We start from the raw sequence: 12,130 nt of genomic DNA on the forward strand, positions 1-12,130 counted from the left end.
CCTATTTGACGAAGAGCCCTTTTTACCTAATCCAACAATAATCTTAATATCGGGCTTCAAAAGTCAAACTTTTCCGACATTTACCAAAATACGGCAATGACTTTCAGGAATTGTTCAGCTTTTTAAGATGTAAACGCCGACTTCACACCATGATATGGGACTATTTTTCTAGCAATTCCTGTCTGACCGCCATACATCACATCCTGATTTTAAGGAAATGATAGGTCAAGTATAGGCCAAAGGTCTATGTGTACAGTAAATTCTGAATGATTTGAAACAAATTGTAATCAAGAGTAAAATAGGAAAGAATAATGATAACGAAAACAAAACAAGAGGAGTGGGTTTTAAATGAAATATAATGACACTTGGGATTTAGACGCCATGTATCAAGGCGGGGTTACAGGGGACGCCTTTCAAGAGGCACTTGAAACCCTAGTCCAAAAACGAGATGCCTTAATCAATGACATGCAGGCATTTGATATCCATGCACCAGGTGCACCAGCAACTTTTGCGGATATTATTGATCAAGCTGACCAATACTTAAACCACTTCACCACTTTAATCACCTACGCCCAAATGGCATCTGATGCAGACATGCGTAACGAGGCCGCTTCGGCAGCGATTAATAAGGTGGCGACTTTAAACCAGGATTATGAAATTGCCCGCAAAGGGTTAGATAAACAATTGGCTACCTTAAGCGATGCCGAATTTCAGAACTTTTTAGCGGAACCACGCTTGGCTGAAATTGCCTTCACCCTTGAGGAAGACCGTCGCGATGCGAAACGCCTGCTAGATGATCAAGCGGAAGCCCTTTTGTCAGAATTACAAATCGACGGCTTATCTGGTTGGTCAAATACGTATTCTACGACGGCTTCAGTGATGACGATTTCGGTCGATTTAGACGACGGCCACCACGATTATTCAGTGGGACAGGCGATGAATAATATGTACGCTGACCCAAATCCTGAAAACCGGGCAAAAATTTTCGCTGCTTGGGAAGAAACTTTTGCCCAATATGGACCAGTCTTCGCTGATATCTTAAACCATTTGGCTGGCTACCGGTTAACCACTCAAAAAGCTCATGGATACAATGATTTCATGGAGGAACCACTAGAATATAACCGTATTAAAGCGGAAACCGTAGAAGCTATGTGGCAGGCAGTTGCGGACAATAAAGATACCTTTGTCCAATTTTTAAACCGGAAAAAGGCTTTACTTGGTTTAGACGAATTGAACTGGCAAGATGTGGATGCGCCATTAGATTTCGAAGATACCAAGCCAACGACCTTCACTTACGATGAAGCGGCAGATTTTGTAGTAGAAAATTTTAGAACTTTTGGGGACAAGTTAGCAGACTTTGCCCAATCAGCTCTGGATAACCGTTGGATTGAGGCGGAAGACCGTCCAGGCAAGCGCCCAGGTGGTTACTGTACAGAAACCATCAACGAAGATGAAACCCGTATCTTTATGACCTTTACAGGTTCAAGAAACGATACGTCAACCTTGGCCCACGAATTGGGTCATGCCTTCCACTCTGACGTTTTAACTAGTGAAGCACCGTCTAACCAAGCATACGCTATGAATGTGGCGGAAACAGCATCTACTTTTGCAGAAACAATTGTGGCCAACGCCAATTTAAAACAAGCCAAAAGTAAGTCTGAACGTCTACAATTATTGAACGCGAAAATGGAAAATGCCATCGCGATGTTCATGAATATCCGGTCTCGTTTCTTATTTGAAACAGCCTTTTATACTGAGCGCCAAGATGGTTTTGTATCTGAAAGTCGCTTAAATGAATTGATGACAGAAGCTCAAGAAGAAGCATTTGGTGGGGCAATCAATGATTTACACCCACATTTCTGGGCAAGTAAATTACACTTCTTCATCGATGATGTGCCATTCTACAACTTCCCATATACATTTGGTTACATGTTTAGTTTAGGGATCTATGCGGAATACTTGAAAGCACCAGAAGGATTTGAAGAACGCTACATCGCCTTATTGAAGGATACCGGACGTATGACCACTGAAGAGTTGGCTATGAAACACTTAGGGGCTGACCTAACTAAGCCAGATTTCTGGCAAGCAGCTATTGATTTGGCGGCATCAGACGTAAAAGAATTCTTAGCTGAATCGGAAGATTTAGTTTAATAGACTATACAAACAAGTTTCTAAAAGCAGGTAGGGATATATTTCCTTTACCTGCTTTTTACAATATGCACAAACGTTGCGTGCTATAATTAACCTAATATTGAATTCAATTATAATCTTTGTGAAATTTATGGAGGTTGGAAAATAACAACCGCAGTCATTGCCACCAATATTGGCGATGTGGTGGGGTCACGTTTTGAACGGCATAATCACAAAAATAAAGACGTTGAATTGTTTACAAAAAAGAACCATTTCACTGACAACACGGTCATGACTCTAGCAGTCGCTGACGCCATCATGGACACGTCAGCGCTAAAACTGGTTTTCGGCCAAGATGATGCGGCTATTGAAGCCTTATTAGAAGGGGATTCTTTTGAAGACGTCATCCGACACGGTATACCAGTGGGCAGGGATTCAGATACAATCGCGTCTATGGCTGGGGCCATTGCCCCCGTTTATTACAAAGATATTCCGGATGAGCTAGTGGTTCAGATATTAACCTATTTGACGGATGATTTAAGGGCGAGTTTCACTAAATGGCAATCAATTGTTGGCTAGAGAAAGGAGTGTGTGATTTTCATGACTAAATCAACCATTTTTGACGAAATCAAACAAGAAATTATCGACGATCCTTATAACAAGGATTATACCGACCGCGGGATTGAGCCTGTTTTCTATGCTTCAAAAAATGCCCGAATAGCCATTATCGGCCAAGCACCAGGTAAGAAAGTAGAGGAAACACAAATATTCTGGAATGACCAGTCGGGAGACCGGTTAAGAGATTGGATGGGGATTTCTAGGGATCTATTCTATGAAACGGATTTGATTGCCCAGTTACCCATGGATTTCTATTATCCAGGTAAGGCCAAAACGGGGGATAAGCCACCAAGAAAGGCGTTCGCAGACAAGTTTCACCCGCAAATTATAAAGGAAATGCCCAATCTAGAAACCATTATCTTGATTGGAAATTATTCACAGAAACATTACTTGGGAAAAGACCGGCGGAAAAACCTGACCGAAACAGTTAGACATTACAAGGATTATTTACCAGATTATTTTCCTTTAGTCCATCCTTCACCTTTAAACCAACGGTGGCTGAAGAAGAATCCTTGGTTTGAGACAGATGTACTACCTGATTTTAAAGAGATGATACAGACGTATATCAAGGAGGGTTAGCTAATGGACCAGATACCAACAATCGATGACTATATTGCAGATCAAGCAGACGATGTCCAAGCTATTTTAAGGAAGTTGCGACATAAGCTAGCATCGGCATTACCAGTTTGTCAGGAGAAAATTTCCTATGGCATGCCAACCCTTTTTGACAAGAAGGTGGTTATATACTACGCGGCCAACAAGCGCCACCTGGGGATTTATCCATTCCCGAAAACGATTGATGTTTTTGGGGATAAGATTTCAGACTATAGGTCAGCTAAAGGGACCTTACAATTTCCCTATGATTCAGATATTCCATATGACTTAATTGTTGAATTAGCGGTTTACAACTATCAACAGCAAAAATATTAATACGGAGGCAAGTCATGGCAGAGATAGGTAAAAAGTTTTGGGGTTATACCAAAGAAGAGTGGTCGTGGGTTTTACAGGATATTGGAAATTCAGCTTATTCCTTAGTCATCACATCGACACTATTTCCTTTGTTTTATAAGGAAATCGCAGAAGGGGCGGGGGTTTTGGACGCAGATTCAACAGCCTACCTGTCTTATGCCAATTCTATCGGGACGGCTTTAGTAGGCTTGATGTCACCGATTTTAGGGTCAATTGCTGAATATCGAGGTTTTAGAAAACCCTTGTTTACGATTGGGACTTTATTAGGGATTATTTCCGTATTATTAATGGCCTTCACGCCAGGTGGGACATGGGGGATTGTTTGGTTGATCCTATTAATCTTATATGTTTTATCCAATATCGGATTTTCATCGTCAAATGTCTTTTATGATGCTTCACTGCTTGATGTAACGGGGAAAACCCGGATGTCTCGCGTATCTTCAATGGGTTACGGTATGGGCTACATAGGGTCTTGTGTGCCATTTTTATTATATTTAGTCTTTATGTTAAATATCGATGCTATGCCATTTACCCTAGATTGGTTAACCAGAGCAGCCTTTGTATTAACCGCTATTTGGTGGTTTGCCTTTACTATTCCTTATTGGCAAAATGTTCAACAAAAATCGTGGATTACCCCAAGTCCAAGACCCATCCGCGATTCCTTTAAACGGGTGAAAAATACCATCAAAGACATGGCTCAATACCGTCAGTTATTTATTTTCCTATTGGCTTATTTCTTATATATCGACGGGGTAGGGACGATTATTTCGATGGCAACGGCTGTAGCAACTGACATAGGGATTGAAGCGACAGTCCTTGTAGTGGTCTTATTGATTGTTCAAATTGTGGCCTTTCCATTCACTGTATTATACGGGCAATTGGCCAAACGATTCGGGGACAAGAAAATGATCTATGTAGGGATTGTGACTTATATCATCATTTGTATCTATGCCTTGAGTATGGAAACAGCGACTGATTTCTTTATACTAGCTTGTATGGTCGGGACGGCTCAAGGTGGCTTACAAGCCTTGTCACGTTCTATGTTTGGAAAATTAGTACCAGAAGGCAAAACGAATGAATTCTTCGGCATCTACAATGTCTTTGGGAAATTCTCTTCTATTATCGGGACAACCTTACTAGGGATTATCACCCAAATGACGGGCAACTCCGTGAATGGGGTCTTTGGTTTGATTATTCTCTTTATTATCGGGGGTGCATTGTTACTTGGCGTCAAAGAAGACGGGGTGAAAGGGTAATCTTTTGGTCATAACAAAAGGAAAAACTGGTGTCACGTTTAATAGTGACCACCAGTTTTTTTCGTATTGGCTTGTTTAATTTCTTGCAGTCACCTTAGATGTCTAAAGAGATTGCCGGACCCGCTGGAATAATACCGTTCGGGTTGATTGTTGGATGGCTACCGTAGTAGTGGTGTTGGATGTGGTAGAAATCAACTGTATCAGAAATACCTGCAATGTTGTAGATTTCACGGGTATAACGCCATACATTTTCAAAGTCTGTTAAGTGCTTGATATTGCACTTGAAGTGACCGTAGTAGACATGTTCGAAACGGATTAAGGTTGGGAACAAGCGGATGTCAGATGTAGTTAATTTGTCACCTAATAAGAATTTTTTGTCAGCTAGGATACCGTCTAATTTTTCTAAGGCATCAAATACATGACCAACTTCTTCTTCATAAACAGCTTGGTCTGTCGCAAAACCAGCTTTGTAAACACCGTTGTTGATGTTTGGATAGACAAAGTCATCCATTTCTTTGATTTGGTCGCGCAATTCTTCAGGGTAGTAATCACCTTCAATGGCACCAATTTCGTCAAAGGCTGAGTTTAACATCAACATAATTTCAGATGATTCGTTGTTAACGATGGTATCTTTTTCTTTGTCGTATAAAACAGGTACAGTTACACGTCCAGTATAGGTAGGGTCTGCATGTGTGTAAACTTGGTGCAAGAAGTCAGCGTTTAAAATTGGGTCAGCAATCACACCTTGGTCTGGTGCAAATGTCCAGCCGTTTTCCAACATGATTGGATTTACGATAGAAATAGAAATCATGTCTTCCAAGCCTTTTAATTTACGCATCATCAAGGTGCGACTAGCCCACGGACACGCTAGTGATACATATAAGTGGTAACGTCCAGCTTCAGCCTTAAACCCACCTTCACCTGTTGGACCTGGTGAACCGTCAGTGGTGATCCAGTTTCTGAATTGTGAATCTTTACGGACAAAGCGACCACCTGTTGATTTTGTGTCATACCATTGGTCTTTCCAAACGCCGTCTACTAATAATCCCATAATACATCTCCTTTTAGAAGTGATAATTCGATTTCAAAATAATATACCACTATTGTAATATAGACGACTGTATTTCTCAAATGATAGGGGTTGATGGGAAAATAAATTAACCTCTTCTGTTACCACTACAAGTCGAATTCTACAGGGCAGACAGGTGTCTGCTTCAGAATAATTTGCATCACACTTTGTGTGATACGGCACTATTCTTCCAGCATTACCTATCCGAGCGCCCTGAATCATATCCTATTTTAAGGCAATGATAGGTAGTTAAGAGACCGAGGGTATATTATTTTTTTACTTATTATAGTTCTTGAATAATTAAATTCACTTTCCTTGGATGACTATCAATTGAAAGTTAGCTATACTTAATTAAACTAGTTTTTTGTTAAACTGAAAATAGACAATTTTCAAAATATCATGGAAAGAGGCTTAACCATTGCGATACGAATCACTTCAAGCAAAGTTGCCCCTAGCACCCGCGGGCGAAATGGTGTTAGGACTAGCGTCAATGAAACAATTAATGGCGCACTTTAACCACCCAGAAAATCAACTCCCAACCATTCATATCGCAGGCACTAATGGCAAAGGGTCTACGGCAAAAATGTTGGCGACAATCTTACAGGAAGCAGGCTACAAAGTTGGCTTGTTCAGCTCACCGTCATTAGTAGACTTTAACGAGCGCATTCAAATCAACGGTCAGCCAATAAGTGACGACCAATTGATGGCGCAAGTTGACCGGATGACGAAAGCACTAGGGCCGGATGAATATTACACCGAGTTTGAAGTCTTTACCGGACTTGCTTGGTTGACCTTTGAGGCAAATCAAATAGATTTTGTCGTCTTAGAAGTTGGTTTAGGGGGTAGATTGGACGCGACTAATATCATCGAGCGACCACTTCTGACAGCCATCACCAAAATTGCCTTGGATCATCAGGAAATTCTTGGCGACACCTTGGGCGAAATTGCAGGTGAAAAGGCAGGAATTCTGAAAGATGGTATACCTCTCGTCTTATACCCACAAGTTGATGAAGCTAAGAGGGCAATCCTTCAAAAAGCTGACCAGCTGAAAGTGCCGGTACATGAAGTCAACCCAAGTGATATTGGCCAAATAGTAGTCAACCAACAAGGGCATCCATCATTTGATTACAAAGGGCAAAGGTATACCCTTAATCTACAAGCCCCTTATCAGGTCAATAATGCAGCCTTGGTCCTTGAAATAATAGATGTATTAAAAGGTTTGGGTGTTTTTATTTCTGGACAAGCAATTAAGCAAGGTCTAGCAACCGTCACTTGGCCAGCTCGATTTGAAAAGATTGCGTCTGAACCCGATATTATTATCGACGGGTCGCATAATATGGATGGGATATTGTCCTTGAAAGAAGCGATTTTAACCCATTATCCAGCTTCAAAAGTGGGCAAAAGGATAGCGATTATGGGCATGTTGGCAGATAAAGATGTGGTCCATGTGGTGAAAGAAATTACGCCCATTTTTCAAGAAATCATTACCGTAACACCGCATTCAAATCGGGCTTTACCGGCTGACCAGTTGGCTGATATGATTGCAGAAAGTGGAACGAAAGTGCAAGTGGCTGAATCAGATCCAGTAGCCTTACAAATGGCCTTACAACAATTAGATAAAGAAGACATTTTATGTATATTTGGGTCCTTCTACTTTGTGGGCTATTTACGGGACATCATCAAAAATCGGCTATAAGCATTATAAAGAGTGTTCAATATTAATTAAGAAAAGGTGACAATAATGGATATGGAAAGAATTGAAAAGGCAGTACGGGAGATACTGCTTGCAGTTGGCGAAAACCCGGACCGCGAAGGACTTGTTGAAACGCCAGAACGGGTAGCCAAAATGTATGCGGAAATATTTGACGGGCTAAATCGAGACCCTAGAATCCACACAGAAAAAACCTTTTCTGAATCAGCATCAGAATTTGTCTTGGTGAAGGATATTCCCTTCCACTCAACATGTGAACACCATCTATTACCAGTGATTGGGCAAGCGCATGTAGCCTATATTCCAAAAGACGGGCAGGTTATTGGCCTATCTAAATTGGCACGGATTGTCGAAGATTTTGCCTTGAGACCGCAATTACAAGAACGGTTAACCAACCAAGTGGCGGACGTTTTAGCGGAAGAATTAGGGGCAGAAGGCGTATTTGTCGTGTTAGAAGCAGAACACATGTGCATGACTTTACGAGGCATCAAGAAACCAGGTGCTAAGACGGTCACTTACGCAACCCGTGGCACATACACTGACCGCGGTCGCCGGCAAGAAGTTTTAGATATGATGAATTTATAGTGGATGCAGTGACCATAGAAAGTTTGTGACGAGATGTATATTAAACGATTAAATAAAACCTTCAATTTCCCGAGCGACCACACTTGGATCATGGGTATTTTAAATGTGACCCCTGATTCATTTTCAGATGGCGGGGCCTATGTTGCTACTGACGACATGATTGCCCAAGTAGAAAGAATGGTCGCTGAAGGGGTGGATATTATTGATGTGGGCGGTGAATCGACCCGTCCTGGCCACGTCCCAGTTACCCTTGAAGAAGAAATTAACCGGGTTGTGCCAGCAGTTCAAGCTATTCGTCAAGTTTCGGATGTCTTGATTTCAGTGGATACCTGGAAGGCTGAGGTGGCCCGTCAAGCCCTTGAAGCAGGTGCAGATATCATTAACGACCAGTGGGCTGCGACCCGTGAACCAGCAATTGCCAAGGTTTGCGCTGACTTTGATGCACCTTTAATTTTGATGCACAACCGGGAAGAATACCAGGCTTATAGCGATATCATGAAAGAGATGAAAGCTGACCTACAAACCTCTATTGATATTGCCCGCGCCCAAGGGATGCGTGACGACCAGCTGATTCTTGACCCTGGTGTTGGTTTCGCCAAAACGGCGGACGACAACTTATTGGCAATCCAAGGCTTACAAGAATTGTCTAGCTTTAATATGCCTGTCATTTTGGCTACTTCAAGAAAAGGCTTTTTGGGTAAGTTAGTGGATGTGCCGGCTAATGAACGCGACGTCGCGACCGCAGCCACAACGGTTTCAGGGATCTTATCGGGGGCTGACATGGTTCGGGTCCACAATGTGAAAGTCAACAAGGAAGCTGCAGCGGTGGCAGATGCAATCAAACGCGGACAAATTGACCCAGTGAATATTTAAGGAGGGGTTCTGATGGCTACAAGGGATAAAATTTATTTGAATAATCTGCAATTTTACGCCAACCACGGCTTGTTGGTTGAAGAAACAACGCTTGGGCAAAGGTTTAATGTGGATGCAATTTTAGCTGTAGACTTGGCGCCAGCTGGCCAATCAGATGATATGTATGATTCAGTTTCTTACGCCGATGTCTATACGGTTATTGAAGAGGTTGTGGTTCATGAAGCACCCGCTAAATTATTGGAACGATTAGCCCACAAGTTAGCCATGCGGATTTTAGGGGACTTTCCACTCGTTGAAGAAGTGACCATCAAGGTAGTGAAACCTGACCCGCCTATTCGCGGAATTTACGATAGTGTAGCCATTGAGATCCAACGAGACCGAGCATGGTTTAGTCAGATGAACGAGGTGAAATAAACATGCAATCAGACGTATTAATCGCTTTAGGGTCTAACATTGAACCACGACTAGGCCACTTGAAAAATGCAGTGGCAGCCTTTAAGCAAAATGAAGGGATTAAAGTAGTGGCAACTTCACCAATCTATGAAACGGTCCCCAAAGGCTATCTTGACCAAGAGGACTTTTTAAATATGGTTGTGCATATCCAAACGGACTTATCAGCAGCTGATTTATTGGCTTTCTGTCAAAGCATTGAACAAGATCAAAAACGGGTACGAACCATTAAAAATGGCCCTCGTACCATTGACGTGGATATCTTGTTGTTAGATGAAAATATCATCGATACAAATGATTTACAGGTACCCCATCCCCGTATGCATGAACGGGCTTTTGTCTTGTGCCCAGCGGCCGATATTGCCGGGCAATGGCAAGTACCAGGCTTAAGCAAAACAGTTTCTGCATTACGAGATGCATTACCACAAGCGGAAAAAGATGATGTCCGCGTTGCTGGATTAACTTTGGAAGACTTGTAAATATATAATTCAATAATCCTTCGGCTTACGCTTTTTTCTAGCATAGGCTTGATTGCAGTGGGACCGCACAGAGCCCTGGTCTCTATGCTTGCCTGACTATTCAATCTGTAAGGCGTACCGCCCACATCTTGATATACGTCAGACCATCCTGGTTCACTGCTAAGGCATGCTAGAATCGCTCTAGCCTCGGCTATTATAGCTAACAATTATTCCTGAATTTCTCGTTAATCAAACCATCATAACTAGTTTACACAGTAAGCAATGGATGATTCGCTTGTTATCAAGGAGTGACACCAATGTTTAATTATTGATATATTATTCTGACTGTACTTTAAGATGTTTAGAAAGGGGATTTCATGGGTAAGATTGCTTTGAGTATTGTCCAAAGTGTGGATGGTTATATTGCGGATTTGGATGATCAATTTGATTTTATTGAAGGGGTTGCGGGTCCGAATTTAAGGGATGTATCAACCAGTGATTCACCGTATTCGCTAGAAGCCTTTTTTGATGCTTATGACATTATTGTCATGGGACACCAGTCTTATAAAATTGGTTTTGCAGCAGATTTTCCATCAAAAACCATATACGTTGTGACAAATGAAAAGCGGCCAAACGAAGGCAATATCCATTTTGTCAAACCAGGGCAAATTGTGAAATTTATGTTGGCGAAGAAGAAGCAAGACCATAATATTTACTTGTATGGTGGTGGGATTATGCTGAAACCCTTTATGGCAACCAATGCGATTGATGAATATATCATCGGGACCGTGCCAATTATTCTGGGTAAAGGGAAGCCTTTATTTTATGAAATGGACGAATCTATTCCCTTGCAACTGGACCAAGTGGATGTGATGGGTGGGTTGACCATTCATATTTATCATAGACGTTAGAATATAATACGAAATTATGATAATACACCTGTAAATTAAAACGCTTTATTTTGGAAGAGGTGAGGTAATTGGTGGATACCCCATTAGTTATACACGATGAATCATCAAACGCTGATAGTGAAATTGCCGAAGCAGTTGAAATGGGCATTCAGAAATCAACTATTATTCAGCCATGACTAATAAAGTCTTAATAGAAATAAAGAAAGATTCGGAGGGTTAGAGTCGTCAAGAAAGCATCTACCTACAAGATTTTATTGACCCATAGTTAGACTATTTTGCTGAAGAAATGCTAGCTGTAATTGAAAAATTTAGACCTTAACCATCCCAAAATAAGCTAGCTTACCAAGACCATTCCTTGTTATAGACAGGAAACAAGACGTGAAGCTAGCTTTTTTTATTTGTGGTCTTTTTTTCGAAGGTTGTCTGACTAAACTTGATTAAATTCTTCTAGTTCGTAGGCACCTTTAGTATAGACAACATGGGCATAGTGACCATAATCTAAATCTTCTTTTAAGTCAAATTCTGGTAAGACTTCATGGAGGAAGAAGCGAATGGGCATGTCGTGGCTAACGATTAAGACGTGGATGTCTTTCTTTTGGGTTTCCATGCGGACTTCTAGGGCGTCGTCGTGGATATCCAACATCGCTTCTTCAATTCGGTTCCAGAAGGTGATAAAGTCTTCTGAATTGCCTTCTTCATCTCGCTCGACAAGATTTTCAATAATTAGTGGCACGTATTGGGTGGAGGGGATTTGGTTGATCCGCATCTCGTCAACTAATTGGCTAATGGATTTTGGCCACACCTTCTCGATATCTTGATCTTCTAAACCACCGAAGTTGTACTCTCTAAAGCCTTCAACTGGGAATAGTTGGATATCATTTTCTTGTTTCATTAAGATGCGCTCACCTGTTTCAATACACCGGTCTAAATCACTGGTGTAGGCTAGGTCAAAGGGCACATCTGATAGTGTTTCGGCTACTTGGTCGACTACACCCATGCCGGCGCGTGTAACTGGTGAATCTGCCCATCCTTGGACGCGTTGGTTTGCATTGGCGGTCGTTTCACCATGACGGACAAAGTAATAATGGATAGCTGCCATA

At 41.6% G+C, this 12,130-nt stretch carries 13 protein-coding genes; 11 read left to right on the forward strand and 2 right to left on the reverse strand.

Annotated elements, in window-relative coordinates; all coding sequences use genetic code 11:
- The first annotated feature begins 348 nt into the window (after positions 1–348).
- The 5 genes from B2V22_RS04120 to B2V22_RS04140 all read left to right on the forward strand — a co-directional run bounded on the left by B2V22_RS04120 (position 349) and on the right by B2V22_RS04140 (position 4,973).
- Positions 349–2,151 carry a M3 family oligoendopeptidase gene (locus B2V22_RS04120; protein WP_290490716.1) on the forward strand — a complete coding sequence of 601 codons (1,803 nt, stop codon included), beginning with the start codon at positions 349–351 and terminating at the stop codon, positions 2,149–2,151.
- Between the two features lie 231 nt (positions 2,152–2,382).
- The gene (locus tag B2V22_RS04125; protein WP_290490717.1) at positions 2,383–2,709 is read left to right on the forward strand and encodes an ADP-ribosylglycohydrolase family protein; all 327 of its coding nucleotides are present in this window, start codon (positions 2,383–2,385) and stop codon (positions 2,707–2,709) included.
- 21 nt (positions 2,710–2,730) lie between these two features.
- On the forward strand, positions 2,731–3,327 hold the full coding sequence (locus B2V22_RS04130; protein ID WP_290490718.1) for a uracil-DNA glycosylase family protein: 597 nt from the start codon (positions 2,731–2,733) through the stop codon (positions 3,325–3,327).
- 3 nt (positions 3,328–3,330) lie between these two features.
- A complete protein-coding gene (locus tag B2V22_RS04135; protein ID WP_290490719.1) occupies positions 3,331–3,678 on the forward strand; it encodes an iron chaperone in 348 nt (115 codons plus the stop codon).
- Positions 3,679–3,692: 14 nt separating this feature from the next.
- The gene (locus tag B2V22_RS04140; RefSeq protein ID WP_290490720.1) at positions 3,693–4,973 is read left to right on the forward strand and encodes an MFS transporter; all 1,281 of its coding nucleotides are present in this window, start codon (positions 3,693–3,695) and stop codon (positions 4,971–4,973) included.
- Between the two features lie 94 nt (positions 4,974–5,067).
- On the opposite strand, the gene B2V22_RS04145 is transcribed toward B2V22_RS04140, so the two are convergent.
- Positions 5,068–6,024, reverse strand: coding sequence for a glutathione S-transferase family protein (locus B2V22_RS04145; protein WP_290490721.1), 957 nt, complete (start codon positions 6,022–6,024; stop codon positions 5,068–5,070).
- 436 nt (positions 6,025–6,460) lie between these two features.
- Here B2V22_RS04145 and B2V22_RS04150 point away from each other — a divergent pair, with 436 nt between their 5' ends.
- From B2V22_RS04150 to B2V22_RS04175, 6 genes are all read left to right on the forward strand, one after another.
- Entirely contained in the window at positions 6,461–7,738 is a 1,278-nt protein-coding gene (locus B2V22_RS04150) for a bifunctional folylpolyglutamate synthase/dihydrofolate synthase (protein ID WP_290490722.1), read from the forward strand.
- Between the two features lie 42 nt (positions 7,739–7,780).
- Entirely contained in the window at positions 7,781–8,338 is a 558-nt protein-coding gene (gene folE / locus B2V22_RS04155; protein WP_290490792.1) for a GTP cyclohydrolase I FolE, read from the forward strand.
- A 33-nt stretch (positions 8,339–8,371) separates the two neighbouring features.
- On the forward strand, positions 8,372–9,211 hold the full coding sequence (gene folP, locus B2V22_RS04160) for a dihydropteroate synthase (protein ID WP_290490723.1): 840 nt from the start codon (positions 8,372–8,374) through the stop codon (positions 9,209–9,211).
- A 12-nt stretch (positions 9,212–9,223) separates the two neighbouring features.
- Complete coding sequence (gene folB, locus B2V22_RS04165) at positions 9,224–9,625, forward strand: dihydroneopterin aldolase (protein WP_290490724.1); 402 nt, start codon at positions 9,224–9,226, stop codon at positions 9,623–9,625.
- Positions 9,626–9,627: 2 nt separating this feature from the next.
- Positions 9,628–10,140 carry a 2-amino-4-hydroxy-6-hydroxymethyldihydropteridine diphosphokinase gene (folK, locus tag B2V22_RS04170; RefSeq protein WP_290490725.1) on the forward strand — a complete coding sequence of 171 codons (513 nt, stop codon included), beginning with the start codon at positions 9,628–9,630 and terminating at the stop codon, positions 10,138–10,140.
- A 356-nt stretch (positions 10,141–10,496) separates the two neighbouring features.
- A complete protein-coding gene (locus tag B2V22_RS04175; protein WP_290490726.1) occupies positions 10,497–11,030 on the forward strand; it encodes a dihydrofolate reductase family protein in 534 nt (177 codons plus the stop codon).
- Positions 11,031–11,457: 427 nt separating this feature from the next.
- Here B2V22_RS04175 and B2V22_RS04180 read toward each other — a convergent pair whose 3' ends face one another.
- Positions 11,458–12,129, reverse strand: a complete 672-nt coding sequence (locus tag B2V22_RS04180; protein ID WP_290490727.1) for a histidine phosphatase family protein — start codon at positions 12,127–12,129, stop codon at positions 11,458–11,460.
- Between the last annotated feature and the right edge of the window lies 1 nt (position 12,130).

Source organism: Aerococcus sp. UBA6277 (genome assembly GCF_002440555.1).
Classification (GTDB): Bacteria; Bacillota; Bacilli; order Lactobacillales; family Aerococcaceae; genus Aerococcus.